This is a genomic window from Pontibacter lucknowensis, assembly GCF_900156415.1.
Lineage (GTDB): Bacteria > Bacteroidota > Bacteroidia > Cytophagales > Hymenobacteraceae > Pontibacter > Pontibacter lucknowensis.
Genome location: NZ_FTNM01000001.1, coordinates 1,256,632 through 1,275,728, shown reverse-complemented (window position 1 = coordinate 1,275,728; position 19,097 = coordinate 1,256,632). Strand labels below are relative to the sequence as shown.

Below are 19,097 nucleotides of genomic sequence, written 5' to 3'. Positions count from 1 at the left end.
GCAGTCTGTTAAAATCCTGTTCGTTTTCGAACAAACACCTGTACGCTATTGGACGATTTAAGTAGACAAACCGTTAATCTAAATTCATAATCGCCTTATTATCAGCATTTTAACTGAATGGCACATAAAATGTAATATGCTAATCAGAAATAAAAAAAAATTTAGGAACGCCAAGCAACCTTTTACCTAACTCCTCTATCTATTAAGTACTTACAACATGAAACGAAAAACCTTTTAAATATCAACTATTATGAAAATCATCATCTTATTATTCGCCATAGTACTCGGCTTCGGAGCCACCTGCAAAAAGACAGCAGACGATATCAGAGTAACAGCCGCCAAGTACAAACTGCAGCAAGAGCAAAAAGAGCTACGCAGCTACCCTAACCTGTTGCCAGAAGTGCTGATCGTAGCACCAAAGGCCTAACATCCTAACTGATCTCAACCCAATATACACCATCATCTTAACCTGAATTACTATGAAAATCCTGATTCTTTTGTTTGGACTTACAGCCGCCTTCGGAGCTGCTGGCAAAAAAACTACCAGCGACCTGAAGGAAATGAAGCATCGCCAGGAGCTAAAGGAACTACAGCGTTATCCTAACCTGCTTCCTGAGGTAGTGATTACCATTTCGCGTGACTCTCTCATAAAGTAGCATTCCTGATTATACCTGTTTCCTAACTCCGCCATTAGTACTGAATAAAACCATGAAAATCATCATTCTTTTGTTAGCCCTGGTAGCCGCCTTTGGCTTCGCCTTGAAAAAAACAGTTGACGAGCGTGCGCTGCTGGCTGATCGCTTGCAACAGGAGCGCCTCACCTTGCTTTACAGCAACGAAGCTCCTGCTTCTCAGCCCATGGCCATGCTATAGTTCCGCACCTTTTTCAGGGCCTTTGCCAAACCGTATAACAAAGCTTATACCTGGGCCCAGCATTTACAAAGCCTTTTCCTGAACCACCGTTACGCTCTTGCACAGACAGGGCGAACAGAAAGACATTGCCCTTATAAAATAGCAATCGCCCGACCTGAATGGGGTCGGGCGATTGCTGCTAATTTTCCTTTTTCTTGAATATCTTGTTCAGGTCTATCCGCTTCTCAGGTTCAGGCTCAGGAGCAGGTTCCTCTTTCTTACCGAATGGCCATACCTTCTTTTTAGGGGTCTCCGGTTCTTTCTTCTTGCCAAAAGGCCAACCCGATTTCTCCTCTTCCACCTCTTGCTTGCCAAATGGCCAGATCCGTTTTTTTTCTTTCTTCTCGGGCACAATTACGTAGCGGATCGAGATGCCTGTGGCCAGGTTTACCCAGTCTTCGTGGTTGAAGTGCAGCGCCGGTTTTACATCAGCTGAGAGCAAAATAGGCAAGCCGTTTATCTTGTACTCCACTCCCACAATGGCATCCAAACCGGTGAACACGCCCTGGTCTTTCAGATTTCCGATGTGGCCGCCGCCGCCCAGGTAGTAGTTGAAGCGCTTGCCCAGCATGGGCCAGTGCCGCTGATAAAGCAAGGTGCCACTATACTCCCGCGACCCAACCAGCGCTATACCTTCCAGTGTGGTTTTCTCTGCAATGCGCTGCTGCACGGTGGCTCCAAACTGGTCGCCACCGAGTCGTATACCTGCTGCTGTTCTGTACTTCTGCGCCTGGCTGGCCGTAGCCGCTCCCGCCACCAATAGTATCGTAATAAAAATCTTCTTCATGGTTTGTATTCGGAGTCTGGCTCCTGCCGTTGCAAATATCTTACCTATTCTACACAAATAGAGCAGAGCAATGCCAGCATGCCGATGTTTTTTTGAAAAGAACTCCTGGCTACCGTAAGGCGCCACTGCGAGAACTGAACTATGGGAACGCCCGCATTTGCCAGACAGGTATACCTGAGCGGAGAAATAGATGATGGCTATACCTTAGTAGTCGCCTTTGAAACCGCCACGGCTGGCCTTTTTGTCGGATTGGCGGCGCTTGCTTTCGAGGCGTTTGCGCACGGATGCTCGTGTGGGCTTGGTGGCTTTGCGCTTTTTCTGTCGGGTAAGTGCCTGCCGGAGCAGCTCATAGAAGCGCTCAATGCACTGCTCCTTGTTCTGCAACTGGCTGCGCTCTGCCTGGCACACCACCTGCAGAAAGCCCTCATTGTTGATGCGGCTAGCCAGTTTCTCCAACACCAGTGCCTTTTCCTCGTCTGTCAGCAGTTCTGAGTCGCCCACATGGAAGCGCAGCTCAACCTTGCTGGCTACCTTATTCACGTTTTGCCCGCCAGCTCCCCCACTACGCGAAGCCTGAAAGCTCAGCTCCCGCTCAAAGTCACGTTCTCTAATATCTGTCATACCGATGCTATACCTTTCAAATCAATCTTGTAGCCAGCTCTTTATACCTGTTCACCAATAATATGCAGCAAATATGCGTCTTTTCATCTTTTCGAGCGTCTTTTGTGAAATTTTTGATCACCTCATACCTGTTCTATGAAAATGTTACGCTTTGTCTGCCTGTTTATGCTGCTTGCACTTACGCAAATCACGCAGGCTGTCAACAAGTCATTTTACTTCACTACTTCTGATGGTGTGCAGCTATACGTGCGCATGGCAGGCGAGGGCAAGCCCTGCCTCTTTATCCACGGCGGCCCCGGCTCCTGGACTAAATACTTTTATGCGTTGGGTGGCGATGTGGTAGAACAGGACATGACCATGATCTACGTAGACCAGCGCGGCTGCGGCCGTTCCTCCAGCTCCGAAACCAAAGACTACTCCCTGGCCCGCGTGGTGCAGGACTTTGAAGAGCTGCGTGAGCACCTGGGTTACAACAAGTGGATGATCATGCCGCACTCCTTTGGTGGCACCATCGCGACCGAGTATGCTTACCAACATCCGAAACGTATCAGCGCTGCCATATTTGTAAACTCCACGCTATACCTGAACGATGCCTTGGAAAGTTACATCAAAAATGGCGCTCGCCTGCTTGGCAAGCCTGAGTCTGACTTCCGTAAAACTGACGGCTCAATCGGTGAAGCACTGAACGGGGTCGCCTACCAGTTGAACCAGCAGGGCATGATGTACAAAATGATGTATCCTAAAAAGGAAATGTTTGACCAGATGAACGCCGTGATGGACACCACCCTCAACTGGGACTTTGGCAGCAAGGTATGGGACTTCCCGGAATACGCGCAGGACTTCACTATTAAGAGCGCATCGCTTAAAATGCCGGTACTGGTCATCTCTGGCAACAATGATTTATCAGTAGGGCCTGAGCATTACCGTCTGTTCAAGTTCAGGAACGCCACTTACCGCCCCATGGCCACAGGCCATTGCCCTTATCAGGAGCAGACGGCCCTTTTCCACAAGCATGTGAAAACCTTTCTGTCGAACGTAAAATAACCCGGACTATCTACCTGGGCAAGAAAGGGGCAGGCCATATCGGATTGCTCCTTTTTTTGTGTCCGTAGCTTCACGCGAAACCAAAGCGCAAAGCATCGCCGTATGCCATAGAATAAATTTGTGGCTATACCTATGAACCCAAACAATAATACGCTCCGAATCGGCTACCATGCCTCGCACGAACAGTTTAAGCCGAGTGAGCTCCTCCAGTATGTACAAAAGGCCGAGCAGGCGGGCTTCAATGCCTCCATGTCATCTGATCACTACGCCCCCTGGAGCCTCGACCAGGGCGAAAGCGGCTTTGCTTGGTCATGGCTTGGAGCTGCCATGCAGGCTACTAAACTGCCTTTTGGTATAGTCAATGCCCCAGGTCAGCGCTACCATCCTGCCATCATCGCACAGGCCGCCGCTACGCTTGCCGAGATGTTTCCGGAACGCTTCTGGGTAGCCATGGGTAGCGGGCAATACATAAACGAGCAAATTACCGGTGATCCCTGGCCCGTGAAGCAAGACCGCAACAACCGACTGAAGGAGTGCGTCGATATCATCCGGGCGCTTTGGGACGGCGAAACTGTCACCCACCACGGTCTTGTGAAAGTGGAACAGGCCAAGCTCTATACCCGCGCCAAGGTAGCTCCTAAAATCATCGGGGCGGCCATCACCGAAGAAACAGCAGAGTGGGTGGGCAGCTGGGCCGATGGTATGATCACCGTATCAAAGCCGCCAAAAGAACTTAAGAAAATGGTGGAAGCCTTTCACAGAGGTGGCGGCGAGGGAAAGCCCATGTACCTGAAAGTCCAGCTCTCCTACGACAAAGACGAGAAAGCGGCCTTGCAGGGAGCTCATGACCAGTGGCGATCCAACATCTTCCCGAGCGCTGTGCTCTCTGATATGCGTACGACCAAGCAACTGGAGCAGGCAGCCATGTTTGTGCGCGAAGAGGACCTTCGGGAGCATGTTCGGGTTTCAGCCGAACCAGGCCAGCACCTCGAGTGGCTGCAGCAGGACATCGACCTGGGCTTCAGTCAGCTGATTCTGCATAATGTGAACCTGGAGCAGGAGCGCTTTATTGATGTGTTTGGCGACAAGGTTGTGCCACAGCTTTTAGGATAGAGCATAGCACTGCCACAAAGCATGTTTTGTTATTAACTTATAGCGTATAAGCACGTTACAGGTATAACACGACTCGTATACACGCCCTATGAAATGGTCCCTTAACCTTGGCAGAATAGCGGGCATCAAGATCCTGGTGCACTGGACATTCCTGATCCTGATCGGTTGGATCGTGTTTTCGGAAATGCAGCGGGGTTCCGACATGACCACCACTCTTTTGTCGGTGGCCTTTGTGATGACCATTTTTTTGTGCGTAGTGCTGCACGAGCTTGGGCATGCGCTCACAGCAAGGCGTTACGGAGTCAGCACCAAAATGATCACGCTGCTACCCATAGGCGGTGTGGCCAGCCTGGAGCGTATACCTGAAAACCCGAAGCAGGAACTCATGATCGCCATCGCTGGCCCTGCCGTGAATGTGGTGATCGCCTTTGTGCTTTGGCTGATACTGCCTTCTCTGAATGAGATACCCGGCGAGGAGTTTTTTACACGTATCACACCGGCTAACTTCCTATACCTGCTATTCTTTGTAAACCTGATGCTTGTCATCTTCAATGCTATACCTGCGTTTCCGATGGATGGCGGGCGTGTACTGCGGGCTTTGCTGGCTTTTAAGCTAGGTCGGGTGCGGGCTACTCAGATCGCGGCAAACCTGGGGCAGCTGCTGGCTATCTTCTTTGTGTTTATCGGCTTTTTCTACAACCCTTTTCTGATCCTGATCGGCATCTTCGTTTTCTTTGGTGCCTGGTCCGAGAATATGATCGTGCAGCACCTTGATTTTCTGCGCGGCCATCTGGTGCGCGAAGGTATGATGACCAATTTCGTGACCCTGGCACCCACTGAAACCGTACGTGACGCCCTTGGCAAGCTTCTCAAAGGCTCGGAGCATGACTTTGTGGTGGAGCAGGACGGACAGGTGGTTGGCACGCTCACCCGGATGCAGCTGATACAAGCCGTAAAAGAAGAAAAAATAGAGAGCCCGGTATCGGATATCATGACACAGGAGGTTAAAGCTTTCAATGTGCAGGACAAGCTAGCTGAGGCCTACACGGAACTACAGAAAACAAAGGCGCCACTTTACCCGGTACTCGAGAATGGTCGCCTTGCCGGCGTGATCAACACAGATAACATCAATGAATTTATTCTGATTAAATCTGCCTTGGCTCATTAAATTTAAAACTATGGCTACCTGGCAAAAGCTATACTTGATTTACTGCTCCTGACACACAATTTTATTATATTTGGCATTAAACCACGCATACCTCTGCACATCCTTTTGCGTAATAGAACGTTATGGCCGCTTAGGAATGCGACATCCTGATTTTATCGATAGCAAAACTGACAATCCGCACCAGTCTATGACCACCATACTCCCAACACCTGACCGTCTGTGGTCACGAAGCGCTGCCATCCTGTTGGCATTACTTCTTTCGGTGATTTCCTTTGCGGCACAAGCCTCCGAAGACCTGCACATGGTGCCTATCCCACTTGAAGAGCGCATAAAAGCGGCTGACATCATTGTAGAGGGCGAAGTAGTAGCTCAAAGATCATTCTGGGATGCCAGACAGGAGCTTATCTATACAGCACATACTGTCCGGCTTTTCAAAATATTCAAGGGAGAGGTAAAGGAGCGTCAGGTAGAGGTGATCACGGATGGTGGTACCGTTGGCCTGGCGATGCATACCGTTTCATCAGCACTTCAGCTGCAAAAAGGGCAGCAGGGCATGTTTTTTCTGAGCAGAGGTGCTCCTACAGGTATAGTTGCCAGTGCAGCTTCAATTATTACCAGACCATACGCCAGCCGGCAGGGCTTTGTGCGCTATGATGTGGAACGGGGTACTGCTGCCGATCCTTTCAGGCAGTACAAGTCGGTGCAGGAGGTATACCAGGCGGTGACTTCCCGCATGGGGCAGCAATATAAAACTGTTGTAGTGAATGACAGGCTGGACTCAGGTCTGAAGGCACAGTTGAAGCAGCAGAGCACGCAGGCGACGCAGGCTGTCGTGGTAACCAGCTTTAGCCCTGCCCGCACCAGTGCCGGTACTAGCGCCATCCTCACCATTAACGGCACAGGCTTCGGCAGTTCACGGGGCAACGGATTTGTGGAGTTCCCCAATGCCGACGATGGAGGCACTACCATGGTCCGCCCCTATGCCTCTGACTACTTATCATGGAGCAATAACCAGATTAGATTAAGGGTGCCTTCTTATACCCAGACAGGCGGTACGGCTGGCACGGGTCAGATAAAAGTCACTGCGAATGACGGAACTTCAGGTATGAGTGCCGGCACGCTCATAATCGAATTCGCTTATTCCAATGTAGTAGCTGAAGGTGGCAACACGCCCTTCCAGCCTTTGCTGATTGATGCAAACAGGAGCGGCGGCTACACCATACAATTTGCCCCTAGCATGCAAAACAGAGCGGCTGCGCAGGAGGGTTTCAGACGTGCTGTGAACAATTGGGTGTGCACCACAAATGTAAACTGGATAATCGGAGCTGCTACCACAACGGAGAGTTCAGCTGACGATAGCCGTAGCGTCATTCGCTTTGCGTCCTCGGCTGTGACTGGCCAGGGTGTGCTGGCCCGCACAATAAGCAAGTATAGAGGCTGTGTGGCCATTAGCGGCACGCGTCGCGATACAACCTTCTGGCTCACGGAATTTGACATGGAGATCAACAGCAACATCAGCTGGCAGTACGGTCCGGGTGCTCCGGCCACCAATCAATTCGACTTCGAAACGGTGATCCTGCACGAGTTGGGTCATGCGCACCAGCTTGGCCACGTTATTTTGCCGAATACCCTGATGCACTATAATATAGGCCGCAGGACGCAAATCCGTGACCTGACTCCTCCTGATATAGCAGGAGCCAACCTGGTACTAAACCGGAGTCTTACCCCTCCTGCCTGTGGAGGGCGTTCTGCCATGACACCTAAGCTGGATGGCGAGTGCAACCTGGCTTCCGAAATCTTCACCTTCGACGCTGCCTTTACGAACGCTGGCGCCGTGGAGGTTATATGGACAACCAGCACGGAGCAAGGTATAGCCCGCTTTGTGGTTCAGCGCAGCCAGGACGGACAAACCTGGGAAGACGTAGGTCAGGTTCCGGCCTCCGGACAAGCCCGCGACTATACCTTTACTGACAGCAGTCCGCTACCGCGCCGTAGCTATTATCGCTTGCGTGTGGTCTACAGCAATAACTCAGAAGCGTTCTCAGGCAGAGTGCTTGTGCTTAACCCAAGCGACCTTCGCGTCTTCAGGGTATACCCTAACCCAATTGGGCTGACCACCAATGCCAATGGTTCGCCAGGCGAAACGCTGCGGATCGAGTACCTGGTGCGCAGCACCTCTACCCTGCAGCTGCAGCTATACGACATACAGGGACGACAGGTGCGCGATCTGGAAGCTACCGTAACTGATGGCACCGACATCATCGAAGTCAACGTATCTGACCTGGCGTCGGGCACATACGTGCTGCGCTGGAGTGAGGGCAACAACAGCGGCGTCACAAAAGTGGTCAAATTGCAATAAACTGAAAAAGGGGGCTGTAGAGCCCCCTTTTTCAGTTTAGATAAGCACCTTACTCAATGCTTACGCGCTTGCGATTGCTGGTATTTGTCTGCTCTTGTTTTGGTACCGTTATTTTCAGCACGCCCTCTTCATAGCGCGCTTTTATTTCTTCTGCCTTCACGGCGTCCGGCAGCTTAAATGAACGGCTGAAAGAGCTGTAGTTATATTCGCGGCGGGTATAATTATCCTCTTCTGTTGTAGCATCATGCTCCTTTTGGCTGCTGATGGTCAGCATACCTTCATCCACGTTTACTTCGAAATCATCTTTCGCCATACCTGGGGCAGCCAATTCAATGGTATATTCTCTTTCATTCTCACGAATGTTGGTGGCAGGCATGTTCCGCATAATCTGCCGCCCAATCTGCGCCGGCATTCTTAGCAGGTCGTTCTCAAAAAAACGATCTACATCGCTGAAAAAGTCTGTAAAGAAAGACCTGGGAGTGAGACTCTCACCTCCTGTGCGTTCTTTTTTCATTGGCTTCATAGTGGTACCTCCTTTTGTTTTGGTTGAACATCTGGAGTCATCTGGCTCACTGGGATAGAGTGACTCCCCTATTTTTACGCCTTGATTTTTTTATAGTTTACCTCTGAATAAAAATAAAAAAAGCAGCCAGAAACAATAATCTGTTTCTGGCTGCTTTTCAGGGTTAAGGTTTGTTTTCAGATGTCAGGGCATACACTCCAGGAGCATAAGCGCATACCCGACGCAGGGTTTAGTCAGTGGCTCGCATGTTGTTTTCACAGCTTGGAAAGGGACAGTCTGTTTTTCATTGCTCGGAATAGGCTCGAGTAACTATACAAATGTTGCGAAACATCAGCAGCACAAAAAGGAGAGTTTACCTTTAAAGGTAACTTTGATAATAGCTGTATAAATCTTAATTTTCAAATTACAAAGATGCTTGACAGGCTGGCAACACACATAAACACTTTAAAACACTTATAAAAAGTAACATTCCAAATTACATTTATATTGTTACAACAACAGACTATTATACATACCTAAAGCCCTTAGGATGAAAGCTATGGTAGTTTTATTATAGTGAGTATGCTATATTTGACTTTCAAGTATGTTACCTAACGCATACCTATGGCCAAAAAAAGACGAAAATTTGTGCAATGCCCTAATTGCGGCTATACCTTTGAAGAGGTTAACAATTACTGCCCTAACTGCGGGCAGGAAAACCACGACCTGAATGTTCCTGTTAAGCATTTGGTAGAGGAGTTTTTTGAGAGCACCCTGCACTACGATACAAAATTCTGGCTCACTTTTAAGTACCTGCTTACCCGCCCCGGCTACCTGACAGAGAAATTCAATCTGGGCAAAAGGGTATCCTACGTACCGCCTTTCAGGCTTTATGTATTTGTAAGCATCTTTTTCTTTACCGCCGTTGCCTTGTTTGCTTCAGACGGTCTTGTGATCAGTGACGCTCAGAGTGCAAAAAATCAACTGGAAACAACTAACCCGGAAGCTGTAGCTCAGATATTGCAAGCAGACTCGCTGGCCAGAGTCAAGGCTGGTCTTCCGGCCAACGACACCTCGTCTTTCATTGCAGGTGACACATCATCTGTTATCATCAATGAAGAGGTGGATAATAAGTTTAGGAATTTCCTCAAAAATGAAGAGCAGTCGAGGCAAAAGCTGCTAAAAAACATCTCTTTTATGATGTTTGTACTTATGCCGTTCTTCGGGTTTATCCTATACCTGTTTTACAGATCACAGCGTCGCAATTACGTGGAACACCTGATGTTCTCTGTTCATTTCCATACCTTTGTTTTCCTGCTGATCATGTTTGCCATATTGGTAGAAGTGATTTTCAGTAATATTGACACCAATGGCTGGGTATTCCTGATTAGCATGGTCTATTTGTTTTTTGCATTGCGCTATGTGTATAAAGAATCCTACCTGCGCACAGCAGTTAAACTGATCCCGATCGGATTAACTTATCTGATCTCATTGGCCATATTATTTATAGCTACTGTTGGCATCAGCGTGCTCTTCAGTTAATTTATACCCTCTTATTACATGACTACTACTTCCTGGGAACGCTTAATTTCAAAGAAACGCTTCGAGACGTCGGATAGCAGGTATAGCTCTGATGAATCGGTGCGTGGCGAGTTTCAACGTGACTACGACCGAATTGTATTCTCCTCAGCTTTTCGCCGCCTGCAGAACAAGACGCAGGTTATGCCGATGCCAGAGAGTGACTTTGTGCATACCCGTCTCACGCATAGTTTGGAAGCGTCAGTTGTAGGACGCTCACTTGGTCGTATCGTTGGCAAAAGCATATTGGAGCGCTACCCCGAACTGACAGGAGATAAGAATATACAGGAGGCAGACTTCGGCGATATAGTTGCGGCTGCCTGTCTGGCGCACGACATAGGCAACCCGCCATTTGGTCACTCCGGTGAAGACGCCATTTCGGCTTATTTCCTGAGCGAAGAGGCCCAGCCTTTCTTAACAAACCTGACAGATGCGCAGAAAGCCGACCTGCAGCGTTTTGAAGGCAATGCGGCTGGTTTCAGAGTACTTACCTATACCTACCCGGCACACTGCAAGCTACCTGATGGCGTCAGTCACAGTGGTCTAGCCCTAACCTTTACGACGCTGGCAACATTCACCAAGTACCCCAAGGAGTCGCTGCCAGAAGTGAAAGGCACGAAAAGTACAAGCGAAAAGAAGTATGGCTTCTTCCAGACCGAAAAGACGTGGTTCGACACCATTGCACAGGAATTAGGCCTGTTGGGGAAAGGAGCTGACGACCAAGTATTTTATCATCGTCACCCGCTGGCATTTCTGGTGGAAGCCGCTGACGACATTTGCTACCGCATTATAGATTTTGAAGATGGGCTACGGCTTGGCCTGGTTCCGCACCAGCAAGGCATAGCGCTGCTGCGCCAAATTCTCAACGATGACCCCAACCGCGTTTCCAGCCTTACTTTTTATGACTGGCGCGAAGAGATCGGCTACCTGCGGGCCCGCATCATCGGAAAGCTGATACAAGAAACCTCGCAAATATTTTTGCAGCATGAAGATGCTATATTAGCCGGCACATATGACAAGCCACTGATTAACGAACTCACCTGCAAGCCCGTACTTGACGAAATCAAAAGTCTGTCTGTAGAATTGATATACCGGAATAAACCGGTACTAGAGATCGAAGCAGCGGGCTTCGAAGTGCTGGGCGGCTTGCTGGATGCCTGCATGAAAGCCGCGTTTCGCCAGGAATCAAAGCACCACCGCAAAATAGCTGACCTCATACCACAGCACTACCTCAAACTACCCGAAGGCGCCTCCGACTACGAGCGCATCATCCACATCACCGACTACGTGACCAGCCTCACCGACCAGGCCGCACTCGGGCTGTATCGGAAGATTAAGGGGATCGAGTTGCCGAGGATGTATTAAGTTGTGGGGATGTTGAAGGATGAATTAAGAAGGGCAGATTTGTTGCTGTTGCTGCTATACCTCGCAACAGCAGCCATTATACTTCTTCGAATCAACGCAGAAGGAACTGGCTATATTAGCCCTGACTCGACACATTACCTTGGCCTTGCACAGAATTTGAAAGATGGACATGGCTTTTACGTAACAAGCGCAACAGGCACTAGGACCTACTTCTCAACCTGGCCTGTCGGTTATCCGGTATTAATCTACTTGTTTTCAGAACTTAGCACGCTGGATGTTTACTGGTCCTCTAAGCTCCTAAACTTCATACTGCTGGCTATAGGCTTTGTTTTCCTAAGACAGCTAAGTCGCCCCTACGCTTTTATCATTGCTTCTGTTTATGCAACTTACACCTATATGGAAGTGTATAGCTTCACATGGTCAGAGGCTCCCTTTCTGTTGCTTGGGTTGTTGCTGGCAGGTATAACTTATCAGATCTTTATTGGCAACTGGTCAGGTAAAAATGTTGTGCTGCTGTTCGCCGTTTGCCTTGCGTTATTTCTTATCCGCTATATCGGTGCGTTTTCTTTTGCTGTGCCTGCTCTTCTGGGACTATACTTTGCTTATAGAGGCAGCTACAAGCCTGCTCTGTACTTGTTCACAAGTTCAATTGTACTCGCAATGCTGGCAGGAGCGTATTTATATATTAATTACAGGCTTAGTGGTTTTACTACTGGGTTCGACAGGCTGGAAGATGAAACGGAAACGATAGGCGCATTTATTGTCATGCTTTTCAGAGGCCTCCTTAACGAGTTCCTCATCATCCGCGAGTACAGACCTCAGAACCAACCAGACTACTTACTTTATGTAACAGCTACTATCCAACTGGCAGTATTGACCTTCATTTCCTTTAAGATAAAAAAACATTATAACTTCTGGCAAGAGCTCAGGCAGAATAGCTTTTCGATGATATGCATCGGTATAGCACTCCTATACCTGACTGCTATTTTAGCACTCCGCTTTGTCTCTTACTTTGATGCACTAGACTACCGGTTACTGTCTCCGTTTAGCTTTCCGTTGTTCATTGGCTTAATCTATACCTTTGTCGCCCTTCCTGACAAGCATAAAGACATTGTACAAGCCAAGTATACGCTTTTTGCATTCTTCCTTCTATCACTCCTGCTTAACTTACCCAAGAAGTTTATTTTACAACAACTGCAGCAGGTACTGTAGCAAGAGCTTAGGGAAAGTCCCACTCAGGCACAAAGTACAAGTGTTCGTATTTACTCTATTCCCCCAAAATCCCCCGATTCATCTGCTTCTCTCCCCGGTTAGTAGAGCAATCGCCTGTGTTCGGCTATTTGTGGAAAACCCCTCCACGATTTAGATTAATTTTATAGTTTCTATAACACATGTTGTGTATAGAGCTTTACTATTCCTAAACAATCATTTTATGAAACGTAAGCTTATCCTTTGCCTTATGTGGTGCGCTACGGGCTTCGCGGCCTTCGCCCAGACTAAGAGCAATAAGATCGAATTCACGGAGTATACGCTCCTGAACGGGCTGCATGTGATCCTGCACCAAGACAACTCTACGCCCAACGTGGCCGTGTCGGTGCTATATCATGTGGGTTCTAAAAACGAGGTGAAAGGCCGTACAGGCTTTGCTCACTTTTTCGAGCACTTGATGTTCGAAGGCACTGAAAACATTGAGCGTGGCCAGTACATGAACATGGTACAGGCAGCCGGTGGCTCCCTCAATGCCAATACGTCGTTCGACCGTACTTACTATTACGAACTGTTGCCTTCTAACCAACTGGCGCTTGGCCTTTGGATGGAAGCTGAGCGTATGGTAGGCGCTAAGGTAGACGAAGTGGGCGTAGAGACGCAGCGTAAAGTAGTGCAGGAAGAAAAGCGCATGCGCGTAGACAACCAGCCTTACGGTACTATCCTGGAGAATACGTTCGGTCTTGCTTACACAGAGCACCCATACAAAATCACGCCGATCGGCACGTTCGAAGACCTGAACAATGCGAAAATCGAGGAATTCCGCGATTTCTATAAGACCTTCTATGTGCCAAACAACGCGACGCTTTCTATCGCCGGTGACATCAACATCGACGATACGAAGAAGCTAATTGAGCAATACTTCGCGAAGATCCCGAAAGGCACGCAGGAGATTCCAAGACCAAACATCGTAGAGCCAGCTCAGACAGAGGAGCGCCGCAAAGTGGTGTATGACAACATCCAGTTGCCAGCCGTTATTCAGGCTTACCACATCCCGGCGCAGGGTACTGAAGACCATTATGCACTGTCTATGTTAACTACTTTGCTTTCCGGTGGTAAGAGTGCGCGTATGCCGAAGGCCATCGTGGACAAGCAGCAGAAGGCAGTTGCAGCCCTTTCTATCCCTTTCCCAACTGAAGATCCGGGCTTGTTCCTGACCTATGCCATCGCCAACATGGGCGTGGATGTGAAGGATCTTGAAGCAGCTGTGGATGCAGAGATTGAGCTGGTAAAAAAGGAGTTGATTAACGAGCGTGAGTTCCAGAAACTGCGCAACCAGATGGAAAGCCAGTTTGTGCAGCAGAACAGCACCGTGGCCGGTCGTGCCGAGAACCTGGCCAACTACCACGTTTACTACGGTGATGCCAACCTGATCAACAACGAGATTGACCGTTACATGAAAGTGACGAAAGAAGACATCCAGCGCGTGGCCAACAAGTACCTCACCAAGAACAACCGCGTGGTGTTGCACTACCTGCCTAAGTCAGCTCAACAAAGCAATTAATTTAGATGATCATGAAGAGAATATACAACATACTCCTTTTGATGCTGGCGCTTACCACGGTAGCCACAGCTCAAACAAAACAAACGCCTCCTCCGGCTGGTCCGGCTCCTAAAATTGAGCTGGGCAAGTACGAGCACTTCACCCTGAAAAACGGCCTGAAGGTATACGTGGTGGAAAACCACAAACTACCAGTAGTAAACATGTCGCTGGTTTTGGACCGCGACCCGATTCTGGAAGGCGACAAAGCAGGCTATGTAGCCATGGCAGGCCAGATGATGCGCACAGGTACCAAGTCGCGCACCAAAGACCAGCTCGACGAGCAGGTAGATTTTATCGGTGCTAATCTTTCATTTAGCTCTACCGGTTTCAGCGCTTCTTCCCTTAAGAAGAATCTGCCTACGTTGCTGGATCTTACTGCTGATGCTCTTCTAAACCCAAACTTCACACAGGAAGAGCTGGACAAGGTGAAAAAGCAGATGGCTGCTAATCTTGCTTCTGAGAAAGACAACCCAGATGCTATCGCAGGTAAAATCCGTAACACGCTGCTTTTCGGCAAGAATCACCCAAATGGCGAGCTGATGACCGAGAAGTCGATTGAAAGCGTAACGCTGGCCGATGTGCAGAACTACTACAACACTTATTATCGCCCGAACATCGGCTATCTGGCTGTAGTAGGCGATGTGACACCGAAGGAGATGAAAAAGCTGCTGAACAAATCGTTTGGCAAGTGGAAAAAAGGAAATGTTCCTTCTCACAACTACGACCTGCCAAAGCACGATGGCAAAACTCAGGTAGTGATTGTAGACCGTCCGAGCGCCGTACAGAGTGTGCTTTCATTTACAAACCCGGCCGAGTTGAAGCCAGGAGCTGACGATTTCGTAGCTACTCAGGTTATGAATACCATTTTAGGTGGTGGCAGCACAGCCCGTCTGTTTATGAACCTTCGTGAGAAGAATGGCTATACCTATGGAGCTTATTCTACGCTTTCATCTGATAAAATTCTCGGACGCTTCAATGCTTCTGCCAGCGTTCGCAACGCCGTAACTGACAGTGCCGCTGCGGAATTCATGAAAGAATTCACTGACATCAGAACAAAGCAGGTAACCGACAAGGAGCTTGCTTATGCGAAGGCTTACATCACCGGCAACTTTGCACGTGGTTTGGAGAACCCGGGTACCGTGGCGATGTATGCCATTTCTACTGCCCGTTACAAACTGCCAGCTGACTACTATGCCAACTACCTGAAGAAAGTAGAGTCTATTACAGCAGCTGATGTGCAGCGTGTAGCACAGAAGTACGTGCGCCCTGACCAGCTCTACATCCTGGCCGTAGGTAACGCTGCTGATATCGCTGATAAACTGGTAGCGTTCGACAAAGACGATAACACTATTACTTACTTTGACGCTACTGGCGAAAAGGTAGACAGAGCAGCTGCCAAAGCGGTACCGACTGATGTAACTGCAGATCAGCTTATCGCAAAATACATTCAGGCGATTGGTGGCAAAGCGAACATCGAGAAAGTGAAAGATGTCACCGTGACTATGAATGCCAGTGTACAGGGCATGCCACTTGTTTTCAAGCAGCAGCAAAAAGGCGCTGACAAAATGCTGATCCAGATCCTGATGAACAACAATCCTATGCAGCGTGTGATCATCAACGGTGACAAAGGCAAAATGGAAGCCCCGATGCAAGGTGTAAACAAAGACATGTCTGCTGAAGAACTTGCTTCTTCTAAAGCGGAATCTGACATGTTCTCCATGACTCGTTTTGAGAAGTTCGGTATTAAGACAGCCGTATCTGGCCAGGAGAAAGTGGATGGAGCCGACGCCTACATCGTGGAAGCGATAGCTGCTAACGGTCAAAAGACACTGCACTACTTTGACAAGGCAACAGGCCTGCTTTTGAAAGACGTAAAAAGCATGCAGACGCCACAAGGCGCAATCACACAGACCAAGAGCTACAAGAACTACAAAGAAGTAGACGGCGTGAAATACCCGCACGTGATCGAGACCGTTGTTGGTCCTCAGGTGATCAAAGCCGAGGTACAGAGCGTGGAAGTGAACAAGGGCATCAGCGACGACGCCTTCAAAATCTAATTACCCTTTATCCAATAACCCAAAGTAAAGCGGCGTGTCTATCTGGACACGCCGCTTTTGTGTTTTAGCCATACCTGTTTGGTTTGTTAAAACAACTCGCCCTGCACCGCCTGCACATATTTTTTGGGTGGTTTTACATCCAGTCCACATACCTTGTTTAGCTTCTCGATCAAATAAGTGGCCAGCTCGGGCGAAGTAATATTGTCAGGTTCGTGCACAAAGAAGTAGAGTTCTTGCAAGCCAGCTTCCAGCCATACCTTAATTCTTTCCACCCAGTCGTTGATGCGGGTATAGTCGGTGGGGTGCAATCCGTTACCCACAAAGCGTACCATGGCCATGGGCGTGGTCAGGCGCATGTGCAGCACATCGCGACGGCCGGCCACATCGGTGAGCACTGTGCCTACGCGGAATTTCTCCAATACCTCAAACAGCTCCAGCGAGGCCACATTATCCACGAACCAATCCGGGTGGCGGAGCTCTACTGCCAGCGGTACGCTCTCAGGTATGTACTGTACAAACTTTTCCAGATCAGGCAATTGCTTCGGGCCGAAGTAGGGAGGCAATTGTAGAAAAGAACAGCCCAACTTGTCTTCCAGCCCGGCGATGGCTTCGCAAAATGTGGCTGTAAGGTCAAGTGAACTTACTAGCGGTCCCTCGTGGCTGATCAGTTGCGGAAACTTGGGGCAGAAGGTAAAGCCTTGCGGCACGGTATGACGCCAGCGGTCTATTGTGTCCGGTCCAGGTATGTGGTAGTGCGTACTGTTGAGTTCAATGGTGTTGAACTGTTTGCCGTACCACAGCAGCGACTCTTTCTCTTTCATACCGGCCGGATAATACTCACCTATCCAGGGCTTGTTTACCCAAACCGGCAGGCCGATGTATACCTTTGGCTTCTGCAGCAGGTCTTGCTTGTACCTGCTGAGCATGTTCAGAGTATCTGGATGGTCAGGTGGTAACGTGAAATCTACACGGCTTATATCTGAGAGTTTTCCAAAGTCCATGGTACTATGCTTTTATAAAGTATACGCTTTGGCAGAAGATTCGGCATAAACAAAATATCCCACTTAAAGTTCCCGTTAATGCTGCAGTGATCGTCAAAATCAAAAATATTTTGCGGTCATCAGAAATAAACATATCGCTGGGAATATATATGAAAATATGCTCATATAAGCTATAAATGGCATTTTTCGCATTATATGACTTATAGCGATTTTGTGAGGCAGCGTGTATCCCCCTACAACCAGGGCCACAATCGCACGTATAAGGCCTCGTTTGAAAATATTTCCGTATCTTTGCGGATTCACCAACTAAAAAACTATATGAAGAACGATAGAAAGTGCTTTATCTTAACAGTAATCATTTTTCTATTTATCGGAGTTAGTCAACCAACTTTCGCACAAAAGAACGACAAAACCCAAATTGGTTCTGCCTCCTGGTATGGCAGTAAGTACCATGGCAGAAAAACCAGCAGCGGCGAGCGCTATAACAAGAACGAGATGACCGCCGCGCACAAAACTCTGCCTTTCGGCACGATGGTCAAAGTGACCAACCCAGCCAACGACAAATCTGTAGTTTTGCGCATCAACGACCGCGGGCCTTTTGTAGGCAAACGCATTATTGATGTGTCAGAAGCAGCGGCCCGTAAACTGGGCATACACGCTACAGGTGTGGCAAAGGTAGAGGTAGAGGTACTTGATAAGCATGAAGTAGCTGCAGCTAATGCAGAGACAAAGCCAAGTGCCTTTACGATCCAAACAGCTGCCAACCACCAGCAGGCTGAAGAATTAAGCCGTAAACTGAAAGCCTTTGACAAGCACCTTCCGTTGGAGATAGCAGAAGAGCAGGTAAACGGCAGAAAAGTGGTACTGGTGAAAGCCGGTAAATTCAACAGCAAAAACGAAGCTGAGGCCTTCAACGAGTTACTCGAAGAAGAAGGCCTGGCAGGTAAGGTTAGCGAAGCCTAAACGACTAAAAGATTACTGATAAACAAAAAGCGGAAGGCCTGTAGAGGCCTTCCGCTTTTTGTTTATGTACTCCGTGTTGATTAAGGATGACAGCTATACCTAATCCTTTTTACGGAGGTAGATATCGTTGCTGATGCTTTCTAACTTAATTGGAGATCCACCACCGCTGACGTTGCCTTTCAGTTCGTATCCTACCATAGGCGCTTTTTGTTTACTACCGCCCAGGTCAATGGCCAGATTGGAGTAAACCTCCCCTGTGATGGTTTTCAGAGCCACCGCAGCGCCCTTGTTCGGAGCCCAGTTCATATCTACAAACCCACTGATGGATTTGGCGTTTACCGGACCTGTCAGGCCTCTTATCTCGATGTTGCCATTAATGGTTTCTACAGTCAGGTCTGCATTAGCGGGCAGAAAGACTTCGTAATTGATCTTCGCACAGACAAAGTTGCGGTTGCCGTTCTTACTGACATTGTATTGGCTGTAGTTATTGTCCGGGCAATCCCCTGCCTGTCCATTTTTCGTCAGCTCCTTGTCCAGGTCCACATTTACGCGGGCGCTGGTGTTGTCGCTCTCAAAACCCAACTGCAGCGCTTCGTTCAGCTTGCCGCTGTTTATCTCGTAGGTGACTTTGATGTAGGCCTCTTTCTTGTTCCAGGCACTGATCTTGATGTCTTCGCCAAACTTCAGATTCAGTTCTACTTTATTACTCGCGGGCACGGCCAGGGTTCGCTCCACTGTCTTGCTCTGGGCCCAAACGGTGGTCGTAAAACCAAACCATAGTAGAGCAAGGATAAATGACTTTTTCATAGTCTTAGAAT

18 protein-coding genes are annotated in these 19,097 nt (G+C 48.7%); 13 read left to right on the top strand and 5 right to left on the bottom strand.

Annotated elements, in window-relative coordinates; genetic code table 11:
• Window positions 1–250: 250 nt before the first annotated feature.
• Genes BW972_RS19860 through BW972_RS19850 form a run of 3 tightly spaced genes read left to right on the top strand, consistent with a single transcriptional unit; the run spans window position 251 to window position 873 of the window.
• Window positions 251–427, top strand: coding sequence for a hypothetical protein (locus BW972_RS19860; protein ID WP_155800719.1), 177 nt, complete (start codon window positions 251–253; stop codon window positions 425–427).
• A 52-nt stretch (window positions 428–479) separates the two neighbouring features.
• Window positions 480–656: a hypothetical protein gene (locus tag BW972_RS19855; RefSeq protein WP_155800721.1), complete on the top strand. Its 177-nt coding sequence runs from the start codon at window positions 480–482 to the stop codon at window positions 654–656.
• 52 nt (window positions 657–708) lie between these two features.
• On the top strand, window positions 709–873 hold the full coding sequence (locus tag BW972_RS19850; RefSeq protein ID WP_159439848.1) for a hypothetical protein: 165 nt from the start codon (window positions 709–711) through the stop codon (window positions 871–873).
• Window positions 874–1,051: 178 nt separating this feature from the next.
• Here BW972_RS19850 and BW972_RS05650 read toward each other — a convergent pair whose 3' ends face one another.
• Both BW972_RS05650 and arfB read right to left on the bottom strand, forming a co-directional pair.
• Window positions 1,052–1,699, bottom strand: a complete 648-nt coding sequence (locus BW972_RS05650; protein WP_076421389.1) for a hypothetical protein — start codon at window positions 1,697–1,699, stop codon at window positions 1,052–1,054.
• 204 nt (window positions 1,700–1,903) lie between these two features.
• Entirely contained in the window at window positions 1,904–2,320 is a 417-nt protein-coding gene (gene arfB, locus BW972_RS05645) for an alternative ribosome rescue aminoacyl-tRNA hydrolase ArfB (protein ID WP_007655499.1), read from the bottom strand.
• Window positions 2,321–2,455: 135 nt separating this feature from the next.
• Between arfB and BW972_RS05640 the strand changes: the two genes are divergently transcribed.
• From BW972_RS05640 to BW972_RS05625, 4 genes are all read left to right on the top strand, one after another.
• The gene (locus BW972_RS05640; protein ID WP_076421388.1) at window positions 2,456–3,364 is read left to right on the top strand and encodes an alpha/beta fold hydrolase; all 909 of its coding nucleotides are present in this window, start codon (window positions 2,456–2,458) and stop codon (window positions 3,362–3,364) included.
• A gap of 132 nt (window positions 3,365–3,496) precedes the next feature.
• Window positions 3,497–4,477, top strand: a complete 981-nt coding sequence (locus tag BW972_RS05635; protein WP_076421387.1) for a TIGR03885 family FMN-dependent LLM class oxidoreductase — start codon at window positions 3,497–3,499, stop codon at window positions 4,475–4,477.
• A gap of 88 nt (window positions 4,478–4,565) precedes the next feature.
• Window positions 4,566–5,645 carry a site-2 protease family protein gene (locus BW972_RS05630; protein WP_076421386.1) on the top strand — a complete coding sequence of 360 codons (1,080 nt, stop codon included), beginning with the start codon at window positions 4,566–4,568 and terminating at the stop codon, window positions 5,643–5,645.
• A 136-nt stretch (window positions 5,646–5,781) separates the two neighbouring features.
• Window positions 5,782–8,004 (top strand): T9SS type A sorting domain-containing protein, encoded by a 2,223-nt coding sequence (locus BW972_RS05625; RefSeq protein WP_083674082.1) that lies wholly within the window; start codon window positions 5,782–5,784, stop codon window positions 8,002–8,004.
• Window positions 8,005–8,053: 49 nt separating this feature from the next.
• Here the strand turns inward: BW972_RS05625 and BW972_RS05620 are convergent, their stop codons facing one another.
• The gene (locus BW972_RS05620) at window positions 8,054–8,518 is read right to left on the bottom strand and encodes an Hsp20/alpha crystallin family protein (protein ID WP_007652092.1); all 465 of its coding nucleotides are present in this window, start codon (window positions 8,516–8,518) and stop codon (window positions 8,054–8,056) included.
• Between the two features lie 612 nt (window positions 8,519–9,130).
• On the opposite strand from BW972_RS05620, the gene BW972_RS05615 reads away from it, so the two are divergent.
• The 5 genes from BW972_RS05615 to BW972_RS05595 all read left to right on the top strand — a co-directional run bounded on the left by BW972_RS05615 (window position 9,131) and on the right by BW972_RS05595 (window position 16,315).
• Entirely contained in the window at window positions 9,131–10,048 is a 918-nt protein-coding gene (locus BW972_RS05615) for a DUF3667 domain-containing protein (protein WP_071530808.1), read from the top strand.
• An 18-nt stretch (window positions 10,049–10,066) separates the two neighbouring features.
• The gene (gene dgt, locus BW972_RS05610) at window positions 10,067–11,449 is read left to right on the top strand and encodes a dGTP triphosphohydrolase (RefSeq protein ID WP_076421385.1); all 1,383 of its coding nucleotides are present in this window, start codon (window positions 10,067–10,069) and stop codon (window positions 11,447–11,449) included.
• A gap of 249 nt (window positions 11,450–11,698) precedes the next feature.
• Window positions 11,699–12,661, top strand: a complete 963-nt coding sequence (locus BW972_RS05605) for a hypothetical protein (RefSeq protein ID WP_143731873.1) — start codon at window positions 11,699–11,701, stop codon at window positions 12,659–12,661.
• A 220-nt stretch (window positions 12,662–12,881) separates the two neighbouring features.
• Window positions 12,882–14,219 (top strand): M16 family metallopeptidase, encoded by a 1,338-nt coding sequence (locus BW972_RS05600; protein WP_076421383.1) that lies wholly within the window; start codon window positions 12,882–12,884, stop codon window positions 14,217–14,219.
• An 11-nt stretch (window positions 14,220–14,230) separates the two neighbouring features.
• The gene (locus BW972_RS05595; protein WP_076421500.1) at window positions 14,231–16,315 is read left to right on the top strand and encodes an insulinase family protein; all 2,085 of its coding nucleotides are present in this window, start codon (window positions 14,231–14,233) and stop codon (window positions 16,313–16,315) included.
• Between the two features lie 86 nt (window positions 16,316–16,401).
• Here the strand turns inward: BW972_RS05595 and BW972_RS05590 are convergent, their stop codons facing one another.
• Window positions 16,402–17,316 (bottom strand): DUF72 domain-containing protein, encoded by a 915-nt coding sequence (locus BW972_RS05590; protein WP_007652614.1) that lies wholly within the window; start codon window positions 17,314–17,316, stop codon window positions 16,402–16,404.
• A 318-nt stretch (window positions 17,317–17,634) separates the two neighbouring features.
• Between BW972_RS05590 and BW972_RS05585 the strand changes: the two genes are divergently transcribed.
• On the top strand, window positions 17,635–18,279 hold the full coding sequence (locus BW972_RS05585) for a septal ring lytic transglycosylase RlpA family protein (RefSeq protein ID WP_007652616.1): 645 nt from the start codon (window positions 17,635–17,637) through the stop codon (window positions 18,277–18,279).
• A 99-nt stretch (window positions 18,280–18,378) separates the two neighbouring features.
• On the opposite strand, the gene BW972_RS05580 is transcribed toward BW972_RS05585, so the two are convergent.
• Complete coding sequence (locus tag BW972_RS05580; protein WP_076421382.1) at window positions 18,379–19,086, bottom strand: DUF4097 family beta strand repeat-containing protein; 708 nt, start codon at window positions 19,084–19,086, stop codon at window positions 18,379–18,381.
• Between the last annotated feature and the right edge of the window lie 11 nt (window positions 19,087–19,097).

What these genes read in the sequence shown, in the direction of transcription:
- BW972_RS05615 (WP_071530808.1), top strand. Translation starts at nt 9,131, where the DNA reads ATGGCCAAAAAAAGACGAAAATTTGTGCAATGCCCTAATTGCGGCTAT.
- BW972_RS19855 (WP_155800721.1), top strand. Translation starts at nt 480, where the DNA reads ATGAAAATCCTGATTCTTTTGTTTGGACTTACAGCCGCCTTCGGAGCT.
- BW972_RS05585 (WP_007652616.1), top strand. Translation starts at nt 17,635, where the DNA reads ATGAAGAACGATAGAAAGTGCTTTATCTTAACAGTAATCATTTTTCTA.
- BW972_RS05580 (WP_076421382.1), bottom strand. Translation starts at nt 19,086, where the DNA reads ATGAAAAAGTCATTTATCCTTGCTCTACTATGGTTTGGTTTTACGACC.
- BW972_RS05635 (WP_076421387.1), top strand. Translation starts at nt 3,497, where the DNA reads ATGAACCCAAACAATAATACGCTCCGAATCGGCTACCATGCCTCGCAC.
- BW972_RS05590 (WP_007652614.1), bottom strand. Translation starts at nt 17,316, where the DNA reads ATGGACTTTGGAAAACTCTCAGATATAAGCCGTGTAGATTTCACGTTA.
- BW972_RS05625 (WP_083674082.1), top strand. Translation starts at nt 5,782, where the DNA reads ATGCGACATCCTGATTTTATCGATAGCAAAACTGACAATCCGCACCAG.
- arfB (WP_007655499.1), bottom strand. Translation starts at nt 2,320, where the DNA reads ATGACAGATATTAGAGAACGTGACTTTGAGCGGGAGCTGAGCTTTCAG.
- BW972_RS05600 (WP_076421383.1), top strand. Translation starts at nt 12,882, where the DNA reads ATGAAACGTAAGCTTATCCTTTGCCTTATGTGGTGCGCTACGGGCTTC.
- BW972_RS05630 (WP_076421386.1), top strand. Translation starts at nt 4,566, where the DNA reads ATGAAATGGTCCCTTAACCTTGGCAGAATAGCGGGCATCAAGATCCTG.
- BW972_RS19860 (WP_155800719.1), top strand. Translation starts at nt 251, where the DNA reads ATGAAAATCATCATCTTATTATTCGCCATAGTACTCGGCTTCGGAGCC.
- BW972_RS05620 (WP_007652092.1), bottom strand. Translation starts at nt 8,518, where the DNA reads ATGAAAAAAGAACGCACAGGAGGTGAGAGTCTCACTCCCAGGTCTTTC.
- BW972_RS05595 (WP_076421500.1), top strand. Translation starts at nt 14,231, where the DNA reads ATGAAGAGAATATACAACATACTCCTTTTGATGCTGGCGCTTACCACG.
- BW972_RS05640 (WP_076421388.1), top strand. Translation starts at nt 2,456, where the DNA reads ATGAAAATGTTACGCTTTGTCTGCCTGTTTATGCTGCTTGCACTTACG.
- BW972_RS05650 (WP_076421389.1), bottom strand. Translation starts at nt 1,699, where the DNA reads ATGAAGAAGATTTTTATTACGATACTATTGGTGGCGGGAGCGGCTACG.
- dgt (WP_076421385.1), top strand. Translation starts at nt 10,067, where the DNA reads ATGACTACTACTTCCTGGGAACGCTTAATTTCAAAGAAACGCTTCGAG.
- BW972_RS19850 (WP_159439848.1), top strand. Translation starts at nt 709, where the DNA reads ATGAAAATCATCATTCTTTTGTTAGCCCTGGTAGCCGCCTTTGGCTTC.